The following is a 16648-nucleotide window of genomic DNA, read 5'->3' as shown; positions in this document are numbered from 1 at the left end:
TAGCCATTCTATTAAACGTTGCGGCCACCTTATTAGGTGGCCGTATTTTTAAGTGAATCAAGTGGCTATTTAAGGATGTTGGGCTTGGGCAGGCTGGGTATGTCGTTTGCTAAGCGTCAGTACGCTTATCATCAATGCTGGCAGGAACGTCACCGTCACGATCGAGGCTCCCAGCAAGCCAAATAGGACAATCGCCCCCACGCCACGGTAGAGTTCGGTGCCTTCACCGGGTAAAAATACCAGCGGTGAAAGCCCGCACAGGGTTGTCAGCGTGGTAATTGCAATTGGGCGCAGGCGGGTTTGTACCGCTTGAGATACGGCTTCCTGAACGGATAGCTGCTTATCGTGTAATCGTCGGCGTGCCTGGTCGACCACCAGGATGGGGTTATTCACCACAGTTCCCATTAAGATCAAAAAGCCCAACATCGTAATCATATCGAAGGGCTGACTTAGTGGAGCGATACCAATGAGTGGCAGTAGGCTGCCCACTGCGTTCATGGCTGCCAAACCCATAATGCCACCCACCACGCCCAAAGGAATGGAGGTAAGGATCAGCAGCGGGTACCCCCAGTGGGAGAAAATCGCTACCAGTAGTAAATAGACAATCACAATAGCAATCAAGAAGTTGCCCATTAGCGCGTCTCGCGTGGCATTCAACTGATCACTAGCCCCAGAAATCGAAATATCCACCGCCGAGGGTAGTACCCCCTCACGGCGTAAACGCTCCAGCATCCTCTCTGCCTGCTCAACCCCTGCTTCTAGGGCAATACTGGGTGGTGGGATGACATTGAGGGTCACCGTTCGGCTACTATCGACCCGGCGAATAACACTGGTGTCCATGGTTTCATCAATGCTGGCGACGGCAGAGAGCGGCAACGTCGCGCCGCTGGGAGTATGGAGTAGAAGGTTGGGTAGTTGGTCCAGAGGTAGCGACAGCTGGGGGCCATAAAGATAAATATCGATCTTCTCGTCATCGAGAAAAAAGTCATCCACATAGGCACCTTCGGTGAGTGCGGCGACTGAAAAGCCGACGTCCCCTGCCGCTAAGCCAAGCGCTGATGCCTGCGCCCAATCTGGGCGAATTTGTATTAGCGGCTGATCCAGCGACAGTGATGAAGGTTGGCTCTGAATGCGCGGATTGCCAAACTCATTGCGGGCTTCTCGGTAGAGGTTATTGGCGGCTTCATATACGGTCGCTAAATCCGGGCCGGCGATATCCAGGTTGATACTCCGGGTGCCGCCATCGTTACTGGAAATAATCGAGCCTTTCGAGGCAAACGCACGCATGCCAGGGAAGCGTTCGTAGTAGCTGGTAAGTGCGTCCATTAACGCTTCGATATCACTTGGGTCAGCTGCTTCCGCAACGATAAAAAGCCGCGTGGGGGCGACTCGCATGTTCATATAAGCCAGCGGTGGCACCTCAGTGTCGCCCGCTAAAAAAGCCGCTGGGTCAGCGTCTACATGGGGTAAAAAGTAATCCTCTACTTGCGCGGCGATTCCCGCCATCTCCTGCAGGCTATAGCCAGGCGGTGGGCTCATCACTGCAAAGGTTTTAGGTTCCTCGCCTTCGGGCAAGTACTCGGCTGGCGGAGTGAGTACAACGATAGTCCAGCCGCTGATCAATACTGTAGTTACCAGAATCGCTCCGCGCCGAAAAGGAGTGGCGATCAATCGATCAAGCCGCTCCCCAGCCCACGAAGGGCGTGAGGCCGCGGAGCTATCATCATGCTCGTTGCGCATCGAAAAATTAAAGCGCGAACATAGTGACGGCACCAGGGTGACTGCCACCAGCATCGAGGCAAAAATAGCAGCAGAAACGGCAATGGCTACGTCGGAGGAAAGTTGCCCGGCTTCCTCTTCTATAAACAGAATCGGCAGGAACACCAAGATGGTGGTGGCCGTCGATGCCAGCGTCGCGGGCCATACTTCCTGCACGCCGCGTAACGCCGATTCAATGCGGTCGAGCCCTAAACGGCGGTATCTCTCAATATTTTCCAACACCACAATGCTGTTATCGACGCTCATGCCAATGGCAAAGGCAATGCCTGCCATGGAAATTACGTTAATCGTGCGGCCAGTGAGCATCAGCCCTAAAAAAGCAGCGATGGTGCAAAAGGGAATGCCGATAACGCCAATAAAGGTGGCCCGAGCGGAGCGCAAAAACAGGTACATCACCAACGTTGCAAAGGCCGCCCCGAGTAGCAGATTGCTCCATACATTACTGACCGAGGCCTCCACGTAGCGCACATCATCGGCAGTCAGCACCATTTCCATACCCGCCGGGCGCAGAATGCTATCGTTAATCGCCGCTATTTCTTCCTCAATGGCGTATTTGATATCGATGACGTTGGCACCGCTTTCCCGCCGAAGGTCCATACCAATGCCCGGTTGGCCGTTATAAAACGATAGCTGGCTTAAGCGAGATTGCCCCTGGCGGACCTCGGCAACGTCGGCAAGCCGCACGATGCTATCCCCTTGACGAGCGACAACCAGCTGCGCCAGTGCCTCAGCGTCATCAAAGCGGCCCAGCGTGCGTATCAGATAGCGGCGTTTACCGGCTTCTAATTCACCACCGGAGATATCCCGGTTACGCTGGGTGATAGCATCGCGTAGCTCGGTAAGTGAAACCCCGCGCTGAGCCAGCGCGCCAGGGTCGACCAAAATTTGTAGCTGCCGCTGAGCGCCGCCATTGACGCCGACTTCCGATACCCCTTTAACGCCTTCCATGCGAGGCCGCACACGGTCGTCGATAAAGTCGCTCATCAGTTGGATGTCTAACGCCTTAGGGTTGCCGGGTAGCGTACCCACGTGAAAGCGTAAAAACGCGTCTGTCGAAAAGGCGGCAGAAACAATCCGTGGCTGGTCCACATTGGTGGGATATGACGATACTTGGCTGAGCGCGTTATTTACTTGAATCAGCGCTGCCGTCATATCCACGCTAAACGGGAATTCAAGCTCAATTTCAGCGCTGCCGCTTTCGGCCATCGCCGTCATGCGGGTAAGATTCGGCACATTGCGCAAGTACTGCTCCTGCTCAATGAGGATCTCTTTTTCGATATCCTGGGGTGTCGCTCCCGCCCAGCGCGTTTCGACCGTTATTGTGCGGGCTTCAATGTCGGGAATCATCTGAACGGGGATGCGCAGCGTGGCGGCAATGCCCAGCAGCAGGAAGATTAGCGCGATAACAGTGACCAGCGTTTGCTGGCGCAGTAGGGCTGCAAACATTACTCGCTCCCCGCCGCGACAGCCTCAACGCTGATACCTTCGACCAGCGATTCATTACCCCGAATGACTACCTGCTCATCACCGGCGAGGCCCTCGATAATTTCCACGCGGTCGGCAAAGTTAATACCCAACTGCACACGCTGTTCAGTAACCTGATAGGTGTTGTTTTCGTTAGGGGTGGCCACCCATACGGTGACTCGCCCGTCTGGGTAGCGGCTTAACGCATCGCGGGGAACCGTCAGCCCATCGCTGCCGGTCGACGCCCGCAGCACGGCATCCACTGCATTACCTGGGTATAGTGAAGCTGCATCGGGCACATGGGCGCGTAATAGAAATGTGCGGGCACTGGGGTCACTGATCGGCACCATGGTGGCGATAGTGGTCTCGTGGGTTTGCTGGCCCACGCGCAGGCTGATCAACGCTTCGTCTTGAACGGCAGCATAAAAGGCTTCGGGTACCTGGAAATCAGCGCGCAGTTCATCAAGGTTAACGAGGCGTGCAACGCTATCACCCGGTGTGACCCACTCACCGAGATTAACGCTGCGAGCGCTAACGACACCATTAAAAGGGGCGTTAATTTCATGGCGAGCCAGTAAGGCGCTTAAACGCGATTGTTCCGCCGTTAAGCGTGAGCGAGCGGCACGGGCTACGTTAACGGCACTACGACGAGCGCTGGCTTCAGTCGCCGCGATGTTTCGCCCCACGCCCACCGACTCCGCTTCGCGCAGTAGTCGTTCTGCTTCCGCTAGCGCGGCCTGGGCCTCCTGCTCTGCGGCAACCGCCGCTGCTACGTCAAAACGAGCCAGGTCGTCTTCCAGTGCGATTAGCCTGTCTCCTTTGGCGACGTGGTCGCCAGGATTAACCGCTATCTGAATAATAAGCCCTGACACGGATGCTGAAAGTAGGGCATCTTCCAGGGAGTTAACGGTGCCGACTAGATTTGTTTCGGTATAAATTGGCTCATGGTTTACGGGCGCGAGTTCGACCCTGGGGGCTGATTGCGCGAAGGAAGCGCCAGAAAGTATTAGGCCGCAGAGCAACAGTAGAACCAAGGCAAAATAGCGGACAAGCGGGTACGCGGTCATAACAGACAGTTTCCTAATAAACATCGAATTCGCTGTTAAGCGGGCGTGGAAGTTGGTTGATAGTACCTAAGCTTGGCGCTTACGAGAGATTAACTTAATGAATTGCCAGCATAGAGATTGGCTAACGCCCAACCTTACGGCGTAAAAAAGCCCTGGCACATGGCCAGGGCAGCAAGTTTTCATTGAAACAGTAAACAGAACCTTCTAGCTAGCAGCGTTTAGAACTCGTAGCGTGCAGATAGCCACAGTCGACGCCCTTCTTCACTATTGGCATACACATTGCCAAAGCTAGTGCCGTCACCGTAAGCGCGATAATCAACAAAATCTTTATCGAACACGTTATAAATGGTGGCACTCACGTTAAATTGCTCGGTAAATGCGTAGCTGCCGCCTAAGTGGAACAGTGAATAGGCTTTGAAGTCGCCTAGGTCGTCGAAAGAGGGCGCGCCCCTAACGCTTTCACGGTTACGGTAGCGCTCGCTGCGGTACTCGGCGGGAAGCCACGTGTCCAACTGAGGCGTGGCTTGCCAGCGTAGCGTGGCATTGAACGCATGCTCTGGCGTATCGGTCAGTGGCTCACCACGATTGTTACCGCTTTTCTGTTCACTATCGGTGTAGGTGTAGTTGGCCGATAAACGCCAATCTGGTGTGAATTGATAGCTAGTAGCAAGCTCGACACCTTGGGTGACGGCTTCATCAATATTGACGTCTTGGCTATAGACGCCGTCGGGCACGAGCGGATCGTTCTCAACAACAATGTCGTTGCCGCTGGCTATTTTGTCGTCAAACTCGTTATAAAACAGTGTGGCGCTAGCGGTGAAACCTGCCTGACTGTCGTAATGTGCACTAATTTCACTGCTAGTACTGGTTTCTGGTTCAAGATTTGGGTTACCAATAGTGAGTATGGTGCCCTGGCCCGTGACGCCATTGATACCCGCATGCAGGTCATTCAGAGAGGGCGTTTTGTAGCCTCGGCTGACGCCGCCTTTCAGTGTCCAGTTTGGCGTCGTGTTCCACACCAAATAGCTACGCGGGCTGAACTGGCTGCCAAAGGCATCGTGATGGTCGTAGCGACCACCAAGCGTTAGCGCCAAATCGTCGCGTAGCATCCACTCATCTTCTGCAAAGAGTGACCATGTGGTTTGCTCAAAGGTCTCATTTGCTAACCCATCATCGAGCTTAGCATCCCACCACTGTAAGCCCACCGTGGTCATGTGGTCGCCTAGCGGCATGATATATTTGCTGTCTAACACTGTATTGGTGGTTTCTAGCTCGCGAGGCGCGCCGCCCACGATGCCAGGGAAGCCGTCATAGGCAACGCCATTTTCACCAGGAATCGTACGGCCTTTAGTTTCTGTGGTGTTGCGCATCAAGCTGGATTCGAGCGTGCCTGATGCAAAGCGCCCAGTGTGGCCAATAGCAACTTGCTGCCGTTCAAAACGCAGTTCGTCGGCGTAGCCATTTGCGACTCCAGGGTCTGGCGCGCAACTACGGGTACGGCCGTCTAGAGTACCGAGCTGGCATTCGTCGTTGTTATAGCGCTGTCGATTAACTTCACCATCCACCCACAGGTCATGATCGGCATTTGGTGTCCAGGTTAACTTGCCGCCCAGGTTGTAGGTATCGCCTTCAACGGGGCTGGGGCCACGCTGGCTAACGTCAATGGGATTGCCGTTGCCGTCAGTGTAAGTAAGCTCTGATGCGTCCCGTTCATATAAGCGACCGCGCACCTGAATGCCAAGCGTGTCTTGAATAAGCGGGCCACTCGTATAAAGATTAATTTCGCGGCGATCACCGAAATCACGATCTTCATTAAATGTGTTTTCAATTCCTACTGAAACAACCCACTCGCGGTCTACTCGGCGAGTAATAATGTTGATTACACCGCCCATGGCGTCAGAGCCATATAGCGTCGACATTGGGCCACGAATCACTTCGATACGCTCAATGCTGGAGACAGGCGGGAAGAAGCTGGGAGACGTTTCGCCAAACCCGTTAGGTGTGACGCTGCCAGCGGCGTTCTGCCGACGGCCGTCAATAAGAATCAACGTATAGTCGCTAGGCATCCCGCGAATGCTGATATTGCTGCCACCGGTTTTGCCGACTGCACCACCAACATCAACACCCTCTACATCACGTAACGCATCAGCCACGCTGGTAATGCGCTTGCGCTCCAGTTCCTCACGAGAAACAACGGAAATACTGGCAGGGGCATCCACCAGTGCCTGCTCAAAACCGCTCGCAGATACAACAATATTGTCCAGTTGTTCTGATTCTTGGGCTAAGGCCGCGGTGGCGGTGACGCTTAGAGCGACGGCGCTGGCTAAAGCGGTGCGAGTGAAGCGTGGCATGGTGGTCCCCTGAGATGAAACTTATTTGCTAATGAAAATGGTTATCAAGCGAGTTGGTGATTCTAAGAAGAAAAGTTCCCATATGCGAGTTTGTTTCATCGAACATTGTGTTGCTAAATATCGAACAGGGCTGTGTGAAAAAATTGCCTATAGAGGTTGTTAGACGGCTAATTAAACTATCGTTGCAGCATCCTGAACGTGCAATTCGTTGGAATAGTAATGCAAGTGCTTTTGAGAATCGTTATTATCAGCGCCACATACACTCAGGAGAGTCACATATGGGTTACTTGTCGCTGCGCAACGGACTAGTAGGTATTGTGGTAAGCGGACTGTTATTAATAGGTGGGTCGTTGGCAAGCGTTGCTCAGGCGCGCACGTTGGACACAGCCTACGGAGACGTTGAGGTTAGCGATACGCCAGAGCGTGTTGTCACCCTTTATGAGGGCGCGTTAGATGCCGCCCTGGCCGCAGGCGTCACCCCGGTTGGCGCGGTCACTACCCGCGGCGGTGATAATGTTGCTGAATACGTAGAAGCTCATCTAAATGGCGAGCGCCCTGAGATTGTCGGCGTGGTACGTGAAATCAATATTGAAGCCGTACTGGCCCAACAGCCCGACCTGATTCTGGCCGCTGCTCCGCTACCGGAAGAGCAGTACCAACTGCTATCTCGCATCGCACCCACCGTGGTGCCGCACACCCAACCGTTAGCGCCCGATAGTTGGGAAGCGGAAGCGCGGCTTTATGGCCAGGCGCTCAATCGTGAAACGGAAATCGAAGACGCCATTGTGGACGTCGATCACCGCATTAGCGAACTGGCAGCCGCTATTGATGCTGCCGGAGTGGGTGGCACTGCGGTTCTGGCTCGCTGGATGCCCAATGGCCCGATGGTAATGTCCACAGAGCTGATCGCCACTGGCCTATTAGCGAAAGTGGGGTTAGAGGTTCAGGATGCTGGACTGGTCGATGAAGGGCACCCCCATAGCGATATACTTAGTCTTGAAAACCTTTCCCAAGTGGACGGCGACTGGCTATTCCTGGCCACGCTTAATGCCGATGGCCAGGCGGCGTTAGATGCCGCGAAGCAGAGCGCAGCCTTCACTCGTTTGAACGTGGTTAAGCAAGACCGGGTCGTACCGGTGAATGGCCAGCTGTGGAGCAGCGCCAATGGCCCGTTGGCTGCTCAGGCCATGTTGGATGACATTGAGAACGCATTGTTGCCGTGAAAGATGCCGTGACATCACTACCTAGCACATTGGGCAGCGCCAGTCGGCGCTATGCTCCCCGTACATGGATGCTTATTCTGCTCACCGCCCTTGTGGCGGTGAGCATCGTTAGTTTGCTGATTGGGGCTGGTGAGGTGGGGCCACGGCGAGTGCTGGGGCTGCTGCAGAGCGCAAGCGACAGTGAAGCGCAGTTTATCGTCTGGGAGTTACGCGCCCCGCGCACCCTAATTGGCATTGTCGTCGGCATTTCGCTGGGTGTTGCCGGGGCACTGCTGCAAGCCATTTCCCGCAACCCGCTTGCCGAGCCTGGTCTGCTGGGAGTAAGCGCCGGAGCGGCCTTCGCGGTAGCACTGGCACTTGTACTAGGGGCCAGCGCTGCCACGCTACGCATTTCGGTTGCCCAGCTAGGGGCATTGGTGGGCTGTGTCTGTGTTCTCAGCGTGGCGCGTTTTCGTGGGGTGGGAAATGACCCCGTGCGCCTAGTGCTGGCGGGAGCGGCATTTTCTGGATTGTTAGGCTCGCTCACCTCATTAATGCTGCTGTATGACCAGCGCGCTGCCGATGAGATCCGTTTTTGGGTGGTAGGCAGCCTTGCCGGAAGACGACTGGATGATCTTGTGGCGGGGCTGCCGAGCTTATTGGTCGCGGCCATCGCGGTGGTTGTTATGGCGGGGCCTCTGGCAGCGCTGGCGCTAGGTGAGCGAGCGGCGAGTGGCCTGGGGCATCACCCCACGCTGATTCGCTGGTTAGCCGTAGGCTGCGTAGCACTGCTAGTTGGCGCGGCAACTGCGATTGCCGGTCCGATTGCCTTTGTAGGACTGGTGGTGCCGTTTGTAGCGCGAGCGTTTGCCGGGCCGGATATTCGCCGCACGCTGTGGTTTTGCCTGCCGATTGGCCCACTGATTGTGCTTACGGCGGACATTATCTCGCGTGTTGTCGTTGCACCTTCCGAGCTGCCATTGGGTGTACTCACCGCGCTATGCGGCGCGCCGGTATTAATAGCCGTGGTGCGTGCAAAACGGCTCCCGATGCTATAACGCCTTGTTTTTTACCACCATGCCGCCCAGGCGTCACGGTGTCATCTTGGTGATGTGTTGATATGAAAATAATGGCGAATCATCCGTCTTTAACGGACGTTGCCACCCGAAGCCATGCTGTTTCAAACCATGCCGCGGAATATGCCAATAGCGTGCCAGCGCCGGAAGGCTACTGGCATATCGCGCTGCCCCGTTGGGGCTATAGTTTTCTTCTCGAAAAGCGCGCACTAGCGGTCAATATCGGTTTGTTGATTGCGTTGCTGGCAGCGTGCCTGCTCTACCTAAGCTTAGGTAGCGTACCGCTGGCGCCCAGTGCGGTCATTCCTGCGGTGTTGGGGAAGGGCGATATGATGACGGCTTTTATGGTTCAGGAGCTGCGCTTACCGCGTTTAATCGCTGCTTGCTTTACCGGGGCGGCGTTCGCGCTTTCAGGTATTTTGATGCAAACCCTGGCCCGCAACCGTCTGGCTACGCCAGGTATTATCGGTATTGATAACGGCGCGACGGCCTTCGCGGTGGCCTCTATTGTGGGCATGGGTGTGTCTATTGCGCCGCCAGCGATGGCCTTGGCTGGCGCGACGACCGCCGCCGTGCTGACCTTTGGCCTTGCGGCTGGCAGTGGCACCCAAGGTTACCGGTTTATTGTCGCGGGCATTGGCGTGGGGGCGGTGTTTGGTGCTGTCACCCAACTGATGTTGGCACGAGTAGCGATTGATACCGCCAACGCTGCCTATCCATGGACGGTTGGGTCACTTAATGCACGCCCCAGCGGGGCAGTACAACTGCTGGGAATTGGCTTGGCATTAGGGATAGTTGCCGCCTTGGCGCTGGCACGCTCACTGACGTTACTGCGTTTTAAAGACGCGACCGCCAGTGGTCTCGGGCTTCGTGTTAAAGCCCGCAGGTTGCAAATCCTGATGCTATCCGTCGTGCTCACCGCCTTTGCGGTTGCTGTGGCGGGGCCAGTGGGCATGGTTGCGCTGATTGGTCCAGAGGTTGCTCGTTCACTTTCCAGTGCTCGACATGTGCCGATTTTGGCCGCCACATTAGCAGGTGCTCTGGTAATGTTGCTGGCCGACCTTGCCGGGCGCACTCTCTTGGCACCAATTGAAATTCCCGTTGGCATTGTTACAGCGGTGGTTGGCGGCCCCTGGCTGCTATGGATATTAATGCGCCCACAACGGAGCCGCCCATGAATAGCACATCTCTTTCACCAACGCTTGCTACCGATGCGTTGTGTATGAGCTACGGCCAACGTCGAGTGATTGAAGACCTGGGCGTTAGCTTACCTAGTGGGCAGGTAACGGCCATTGTTGGCCCTAACGGCTGTGGCAAATCAACGCTACTTTCTGGTCTGGCTCGCCTGCACAAACCTGACAGCGGAGCAGTACTGCTGGATAGTCAGGATATTCAGCGTCTGCCCGCGCGCCAGTTAGCCACCCAGCTAGCGTTGTTGCCTCAAGAAGCGGTGGCTCCGGAAGGGCTAACCGTCACCGAGTTAATTCGCTTTGGCCGCCAGCCCCACCAAGGCTGGCTGCGTCAATGGTCGGCGGAAGACCAGCGCGTGGTGCAGTACGCGCTCGATGCTGCTGGTTTGAAAGAGCTCGCCGACCGGCCGTTAGAAGCGCTTTCCGGCGGGCAACGCCAGCGCGCCTGGATCGCGATGACCATTGCCCAGCAGACCCCATTACTGTTACTAGATGAACCGACCTCTGCACTAGACTTAGGCCACCAGATTGAAGTGTTTGAGTTAGTGCGCCACTTGGCTTGCCATGGCCGTACGGTAGTGATGGTATTGCATGACCTCGCCAGTGCCTGCCGTTATTCAGACAACCTGATTGCCATGCGCGATGGCCAGATTATTGCTAAGGGGGCGCCCGCCGAGGTGGTGACACCCGCGCTGGTGCGCGAGCTTTACCAGGTAGATTGCACGCTGCTGCTTGACCCGGATACCGGAAGCCCTTTATTGGCCAACGTGCGCCGCGTGGCTCAGCCAGCATAAAGGTTACGTAGTAGCTCTCTTTATATAGTTCTCTGTATATAGCTCTCTACATACAACCCTCTATATAACTCTCTTTATAACTTTAAAAGGAACCGATGTGGCTTCTTCTCCACCCGATTCTCACGCTAAACCTTCAGGAAGTCAGGGGGCTCACAGCCAAAGCTTTCAAGCACTCGTGCGATTGCTGCGCTATGCCAAAGGATATCGGCGGCGGATTGCTGCGGCCACCGCCTGTTCCATTATTAATAAGCTATTTGATATCGCTCCGGAAATCCTGATCGGTGTGGCGATTGATGTGGTGGTTAACCAGGAAAACAGCTTTGTAGCGCGGCTGGGTTTTGAAACGCCCCACCAACAAATCACCATTCTGGCGGTGCTGACGTTCTTTATCTGGGCGGGGGAGTCGCTGTTCGAGTACTTGTTCCAAATCCTCTGGCGAAACCTTGCCCAGCGGCTACAGGCCGATATGCGCCAAGACACCTACGAGCACGCCCAGCGATTGGACATGGCATTTTTTGAATCAAAAAGCTCCGGTCAGCTCGTCGCCACCATGAACGACGACGTGAACCAGTTGGAGCGCTTCCTGGACGGTGGTGCCAACGCGCTGATTCAAGTTGGTGTGACGGTAATAGCGGTAGGCGCCGTGTTCTTCGTGCTGTCACCGCTGATTGCACTGCTGGCGTTCACGCCGATCCCGCTCATTATCTGGGGCGCCTTCTTCTTCCAACGCAAAGCCGGGCCGCTTTACAGCGATGTGCGTGAAAAGGTGGGTGATCTTGCCAGCCGCCTTTCCAACAACCTAAGTGGCATTGCCACCATCAAAAGCTTTACCAGTGAAGCGCGGGAAGCCGAGCGCCTCCGTGATGCCAGCGAAGCCTATTTAGAAGCCAACCGCCGGGCGATAAAGGTCAGCTCTGCGTTTATACCCGTCATCCGTATGGCGATTTTGGCGGGCTTTCTCGCCACCTTCACCGTCGGCGGCATGATGGCGCTGAACGGCAGCCTGAATGTAGGCGCTTACGGCGTCCTGGTTTTCCTTACCCAGCGCTTGCTGTGGCCGCTCACTGGCCTTGCCCAAGTGATCGACTTGTTCGAGCGCGCGATGGCCAGCACCAAGCGGATTCTTGACCTATTGGAAGTGCCGATTACGGTTAAAGATGAAAGTACAGCGCCTCTCGCTGCACCTGTGAAAGGCGAGGTGCAGTTCGAAGCCGTGAGCTTCCACTATGCCTCTAGCCAGGTGGGAGTGAGTGGCGTTGATCTCCACGTGCCTGCAGGCAACACCCTAGCGCTGGTAGGTGCTACCGGTTCCGGCAAATCGACCCTGATCAAATTGCTGCTGCGCTTTTACGACCCTGCCAGCGGTCGCGTACTGGTCGATGGTCAGCCGATCACGGAGGTCAGCATGCACTCGCTGCGTCAAGCGATAGGGTTGGTGAGCCAGGATGTGTACCTGTTTGAAGGCAGCATTCGCGATAACATTGCTTACGGCAAACCTGATGCCTCGGAGGCCGCGATTATTGACGCCGCCAAAACCGCTGAAGCCTGGAGTTTTATTGAAACACTGCCCCAAGGGTTGGAAACCCCGGTTGGCGAGCGAGGGGTATTACTCTCTGGTGGCCAACGTCAGCGGCTTTCGCTGGCCAGGGCGCTGCTAAAAGATCCGCCAATTCTGGTGCTGGATGAAGCCACTAGCGCGGTGGATAACGAAACTGAAGCCGCCATTCAACGTTCACTAAAACGCATCGCCCATGGCCGTACAGTGATTATGATTGCCCACCGGCTTTCGACCATTGTGCATGCCGATGAAATCGTGGTGATTGAGCAAGGACGCGTTGCTGAACGCGGTAACCACTCAAGCTTGTTGGTGGCTGATGGCCACTATGCTGCCCAGTGGCGAGTACAAACCGGCGCCGCCCAGGCAGGGGATGTGGAAACACTTAGCCATTGAACACGTCTTTTAGCGTGCTAGCGATTCACCAGAAGGGCATTTAAGGTAATCGGTACATGCTCATCAATCTCTTGATAGCCTAGCAACGACAGCACGGTTCGCACCGTGCTGTTGGCCATCAGCGCTCGGCCATCCATCGCCATGGGTTCAGCGTGGGTAACTCGCACTTCGTTTAACCCTTCACGGGTAAAGCGCAGCGGCACCGACTCTTCCTGGTTAATCAGGTCGGTTTGTACCCGAAAGGTGAGTGTTTCCACCATGGATTCACCAATATCCAGGCCATCCAATCGCTCCGGCGGCATTTGTGCGACCAGTGTGACCAGCGTGGTATTGGCCAGCAAGCCCACCCACGGCGGTAAATCACCAAAGCGAGTCAGCAAATCCGTTTGACTCAAGCGTAACGGCAGGCGCAGGGTGCCATCGTTAGAAATATCGCCCTGCAAATTATTCACCTGATGGTGATGGGTTTGTGGGGCATCGCCATCTAACTGAGTAATAGACGCCTGCACCTGCGACTGGCCAGGGTCTAGCTGCCAATCCGCATGAACCGGCACCGCCAACAATAGCGGGATAAGAGCAATCAAAGCTTTCACAGCGCGTCTCCGCATTAGGAACTCATTACCAGACCTCACGCTTTTAAATAAGTGCCCCTAAAAAATTACTGCTATCACCACAAGATAGCGCTACAAGGGGTAGCCTCGCCCGAACACATTCGCTATTATATGCACGCTTTGCGGGCCTATAGCTCAGTTGGTTAGAGCAGGGGACTCATAATCCCTTGGTCGTAGGTTCAAGTCCTACTGGGCCCACCATTAAAATCAGTAACTTAGCAATTGTCTCTGGTGAGTCCCCTAGTCCAAGGGTACAGTTTCGGTACAGTGCCGATCTTTCAGACCCTGGAGATTTTTTGTGGCCACTATCGTCAAGACCCCTTCTGCAACCTGGAAAGCCGTCATCCGCAAGTCGGGTTGGCCAACCATCGCAAAGACCTTCCGCACCAAACGTGACGCTCAAGATTGGGCACGCCGCACTGAAGATGAAATGGTGCGCGGTGTTTATATCCAACGTAGTGCCTCAGAGCGCATGACGCTTGAAGCAGCATTGCAGCGCTACTTAGCCGATATCACGCCTACTAAGAAACCCAGTACTCAAAAAAGTGAACGCCAAAAAGCGACGACGCTTATTGAGCATTTGGGCAAATACTCCCTTGCAGCGCTGACCCCAGAGCTGATCGCCAACTACCGTGATAAACGACTCAACTCACTAGGACGGCGTGGGCAGCTTATCAGCCCTAATACCGTGCGCCTGGAGCTTGCCTTACTCGGACACCTTTACACCGTGGCCATACAGGAATGGGGACTGGGACTTACCTATAATCCCGTCCAGAACATCCGCAAGCCTAGCCCAGGAGAAGGGCGTAACCGTCGCCTGAATTCTGACGAGGAAAAGCGGCTGTTTGCTGTTCTGCGGCAGCATAGCAACCCAATGCTAGCCTGGATCGCCAGAGTAGCCCTGGAAACGGGTATGCGCTCTTCAGAGATCCTGACCCTCACTCGCAATCAGGTCGACGTTAAACGCCGCGTGGTGCGCCTTACAGACACCAAAAACAACGAAGCCCGCCTAGTGCCGTTGACTCAAGTGGCAACCGAAGCGTTCAAACAAGCGCTTAATAACCCAGTTCGCCCGCTCGACTGTGATCTAGTGTTCTTCGGTGAGCCTGGCCAGGATGGAAAGCGGGGTCCCTATGCTTATACCAAACTATGGAACCAGGCGAAGAAGCAAGCTGGTCTGGATGACTTCCGCTTTCACGACCTTCGCCATGAGGCTGTGAGCAGATTAGTCGAAGCTGGTTTAAGTGATCAGCAGGTGGCAGCAATTAGCGGCCACAAGTCCATGCAAATGCTGCGGCGCTACACCCACCTACGCGCCGAAGACCTGGTAGACCAGCTCGATGCTATTGAGCAGCGACGCTCAAAGGCGTGACTGAAATAGACTTGTAAGGCCTGTGCCACTCGAATACCAACATCGTCGAGCCCAAAAGGGCGAGTAAGTTACTTGTAAACGGACACTGCCAGCTTGCTGGCGGTGGACCTTTTACACATCCTGCCCGCAATAAAAACCGCGCCAAGCAGCATCCCCAAAACTTCCACGCAATGAGAGTGAATAATTCTCTGTCATTTAGAATATTTTAGAATATTGAGTACGCCAAAATTGAGCTGAGCTTATAGAGTGCGCTTATAGTGCGATTGAATGCGGTTGCAGTGCGCTTATAGTGCGGTTAAGTCTTATTTTTCAATATCTTACGATATATCGTAAGTATACAAGCTAGCTAGATATTCATAACCTTCGTAAGGCAAGTATCAATTACGGAGGATTACACAATGACTATCGAGGATTCCCTTCTCGACCGTTTCGGCCCACTACTAAGCCTTCCCCAACTGGCCACTGTTCTTGACCGCTCACCAGACGGTCTGCGCATAAGCCTACGCACAAGTAACCCTTGGGCAGCAGAGATTAACCAGGCAAAGCTGAAAGTTGGTCGGCGTGTCTATTTCCGCACTTCGCAAATTGCCGAGCTGCTGGACAGTGACCGGCTCTGCGGTGATAGGGGGTGAGATATGGCGATTGATTTGATGTGGGCATTTGAAAATGAGCCGCCGCCGCTTGATTATGTTTTACCCCATATGGTAGCGGGCACTGTCGGTGCGCTTATATCACCTGGCGGGACAGGTAAGTCCATGCTTGCTCTACAATTGGCTGCTCAGATTGCCGGTGGCACCGATCTGCTGGGATTGGGTGAGTTGCCCACAGGCCAAGTGATATACCTGCCGGCCGAAGATCCACCAACTGCTATTTATCACCCACTACACGCGCTGGGCGCAAACCTCAAGCCGGAACAGCGGCAAGCTGTGGCTGAACAACTGCTGATTGAACCATTGATCGGCAGGTGCCCCAATATCATGACCCCAGACTGGTTCGATGGGATTAAACGGGCTGCCGAGGGTCGTCGCCTGATGGTCTTGGATACCCTGCGCCGCTTCCACATCGAGGAAGAGAACGCCAGCGGGCCTATGACCCAAGTTATTGGCCGCATGGAGGCCATAGCTGCTGACACTGGTTGTTCTGTCCTTTTTTTGCACCACTCCAACAAGAGTGCTGCAATGATGGGGAGCGGCGACCAACAGCACGCGAGCCGAGGGTCATCCGTACTTGTCGATAATAGCCGGTGGCAATCCTACCTGTCTGGCATGACGCAAGCCGAGGCCGATGAATGGGGGGTTGATAGAAGCCAGCGTGGGTACTTCGTCCGCTTCGGCGTAAGCAAAGTAAACTACGCCGCGCCTTTCCAAGAATGTTGGTTTAGGCGTCACGAAGGCGGCATCCTCAAACCTGCTGTACTTGAGCGGCATAAGCGCCCCTCGCCTGTAAAGCTGAAGTCCATCGGCAAAGGCGGAGATGATGACTGGTAACCGAGTTGCCCCGACCAGTACCGCATTGCAGGCTCGAGTAATGATCTATCAACCCAGCCAGCGCCCCCAAGAACGTGCAGGACAGTGGATGAATACGAGTTTTGGCCGATGCCGTGTAACCGGTAGGCTTGGGCAGCGTCATGCCGATATCGTCGAGTCCATGCTGTATGTTGCCGAACGGCGTCGTGAAATCTCTGACGGAGGCGTCGAGCTACTAGTTGACCCGGCAAAGTTGCATCGAATGCTATCAGACCACCAGTCAGCCATGGTCGCATCAAAAAGCTACTGATCGATCTGCGAGCTG

At 55.0% G+C, this 16648-nt stretch carries 13 protein-coding genes and 1 tRNA gene; 10 read left to right on the top strand and 4 right to left on the bottom strand.

Annotated features, from left to right (window positions below; translation table 11 throughout):
- Positions 1-69: 69 nt before the first annotated feature.
- From REH51_RS04485 to REH51_RS04475, 3 genes are all read right to left on the bottom strand, one after another.
- The gene (locus tag REH51_RS04485; protein WP_498936963.1) at positions 70-3225 is read right to left on the bottom strand and encodes an efflux RND transporter permease subunit; all 3156 of its coding nucleotides are present in this window, start codon (positions 3223-3225) and stop codon (positions 70-72) included.
- Positions 3225-4310, bottom strand: a complete 1086-nt coding sequence (locus tag REH51_RS04480; protein WP_009721460.1) for an efflux RND transporter periplasmic adaptor subunit — start codon at positions 4308-4310, stop codon at positions 3225-3227. Before REH51_RS04480 ends, REH51_RS04485 begins: the two co-directional genes overlap by 1 nt.
- Positions 4311-4528: 218 nt before the next feature.
- A complete protein-coding gene (locus REH51_RS04475; protein ID WP_498936961.1) occupies positions 4529-6661 on the bottom strand; it encodes a TonB-dependent receptor domain-containing protein in 2133 nt (710 codons plus the stop codon).
- A gap of 278 nt (positions 6662-6939) precedes the next feature.
- On the opposite strand from REH51_RS04475, the gene REH51_RS04470 reads away from it, so the two are divergent.
- The 5 genes from REH51_RS04470 to REH51_RS04450 all read left to right on the top strand — a co-directional run bounded on the left by REH51_RS04470 (position 6940) and on the right by REH51_RS04450 (position 12874).
- Positions 6940-7884 carry an ABC transporter substrate-binding protein gene (locus REH51_RS04470; RefSeq protein ID WP_498936959.1) on the top strand — a complete coding sequence of 315 codons (945 nt, stop codon included), beginning with the start codon at positions 6940-6942 and terminating at the stop codon, positions 7882-7884.
- A gap of 68 nt (positions 7885-7952) precedes the next feature.
- The gene (locus REH51_RS04465) at positions 7953-8921 is read left to right on the top strand and encodes a FecCD family ABC transporter permease (RefSeq protein WP_498937705.1); all 969 of its coding nucleotides are present in this window, start codon (positions 7953-7955) and stop codon (positions 8919-8921) included.
- Between the two features lie 62 nt (positions 8922-8983).
- Positions 8984-10117: a FecCD family ABC transporter permease gene (locus REH51_RS04460; protein WP_009721464.1), complete on the top strand. Its 1134-nt coding sequence runs from the start codon at positions 8984-8986 to the stop codon at positions 10115-10117.
- Complete coding sequence (locus tag REH51_RS04455; RefSeq protein WP_009721465.1) at positions 10114-10923, top strand: ABC transporter ATP-binding protein; 810 nt, start codon at positions 10114-10116, stop codon at positions 10921-10923. The genes REH51_RS04460 and REH51_RS04455 overlap by 4 nt, the downstream gene beginning before the upstream one ends.
- 97 nt (positions 10924-11020) lie before the next feature.
- Positions 11021-12874 carry an ABC transporter ATP-binding protein gene (locus REH51_RS04450; RefSeq protein ID WP_009721466.1) on the top strand — a complete coding sequence of 618 codons (1854 nt, stop codon included), beginning with the start codon at positions 11021-11023 and terminating at the stop codon, positions 12872-12874.
- A 17-nt stretch (positions 12875-12891) separates the two neighbouring features.
- Here the strand turns inward: REH51_RS04450 and REH51_RS04445 are convergent, their stop codons facing one another.
- Entirely contained in the window at positions 12892-13467 is a 576-nt protein-coding gene (locus REH51_RS04445) for a hypothetical protein (protein WP_234667706.1), read from the bottom strand.
- A gap of 142 nt (positions 13468-13609) precedes the next feature.
- Here REH51_RS04445 and REH51_RS04440 point away from each other — a divergent pair.
- From REH51_RS04440 to REH51_RS04420, 5 genes are all read left to right on the top strand, one after another.
- Positions 13610-13686: transfer RNA gene (locus REH51_RS04440), tRNA-Ile, on the top strand.
- Between the two features lie 97 nt (positions 13687-13783).
- A complete protein-coding gene (locus tag REH51_RS04435) occupies positions 13784-14857 on the top strand; it encodes a tyrosine-type recombinase/integrase (protein ID WP_234667708.1) in 1074 nt (357 codons plus the stop codon).
- Positions 14858-15255: 398 nt separating this feature from the next.
- On the top strand, positions 15256-15489 hold the full coding sequence (locus REH51_RS04430; RefSeq protein ID WP_009721470.1) for a hypothetical protein: 234 nt from the start codon (positions 15256-15258) through the stop codon (positions 15487-15489).
- A gap of 3 nt (positions 15490-15492) precedes the next feature.
- Positions 15493-16344, top strand: coding sequence for a helicase RepA family protein (locus REH51_RS04425; protein ID WP_009721471.1), 852 nt, complete (start codon positions 15493-15495; stop codon positions 16342-16344).
- Positions 16331-16633, top strand: a complete 303-nt coding sequence (locus tag REH51_RS04420; protein ID WP_234667710.1) for a hypothetical protein — start codon at positions 16331-16333, stop codon at positions 16631-16633. The genes REH51_RS04425 and REH51_RS04420 overlap by 14 nt, the downstream gene beginning before the upstream one ends.
- Positions 16634-16648 lie beyond the last annotated feature (15 nt).

It is taken from the genome of Halomonas bluephagenesis (assembly GCF_054790765.1).
This window is presented reverse-complemented; position numbering and strand designations above follow the sequence as displayed.

Bases quoted from the DNA above. Each gene is read 5' to 3' on its own strand.
- REH51_RS04485 (WP_498936963.1), bottom strand. From the start codon at position 3,225: ATGTTTGCAGCCCTACTGCGCCAGCAAACGCTGGTCACTGTTATCGCG.
- REH51_RS04480 (WP_009721460.1), bottom strand. From the start codon at position 4,310: ATGACCGCGTACCCGCTTGTCCGCTATTTTGCCTTGGTTCTACTGTTG.
- REH51_RS04475 (WP_498936961.1), bottom strand. From the start codon at position 6,661: ATGCCACGCTTCACTCGCACCGCTTTAGCCAGCGCCGTCGCTCTAAGC.
- REH51_RS04470 (WP_498936959.1), top strand. From the start codon at position 6,940: ATGGGTTACTTGTCGCTGCGCAACGGACTAGTAGGTATTGTGGTAAGC.
- REH51_RS04465 (WP_498937705.1), top strand. From the start codon at position 7,953: ATGCTTATTCTGCTCACCGCCCTTGTGGCGGTGAGCATCGTTAGTTTG.
- REH51_RS04460 (WP_009721464.1), top strand. From the start codon at position 8,984: ATGAAAATAATGGCGAATCATCCGTCTTTAACGGACGTTGCCACCCGA.
- REH51_RS04455 (WP_009721465.1), top strand. From the start codon at position 10,114: ATGAATAGCACATCTCTTTCACCAACGCTTGCTACCGATGCGTTGTGT.
- REH51_RS04430 (WP_009721470.1), top strand. From the start codon at position 15,256: ATGACTATCGAGGATTCCCTTCTCGACCGTTTCGGCCCACTACTAAGC.
- REH51_RS04425 (WP_009721471.1), top strand. From the start codon at position 15,493: ATGGCGATTGATTTGATGTGGGCATTTGAAAATGAGCCGCCGCCGCTT.
- REH51_RS04420 (WP_234667710.1), top strand. From the start codon at position 16,331: ATGATGACTGGTAACCGAGTTGCCCCGACCAGTACCGCATTGCAGGCT.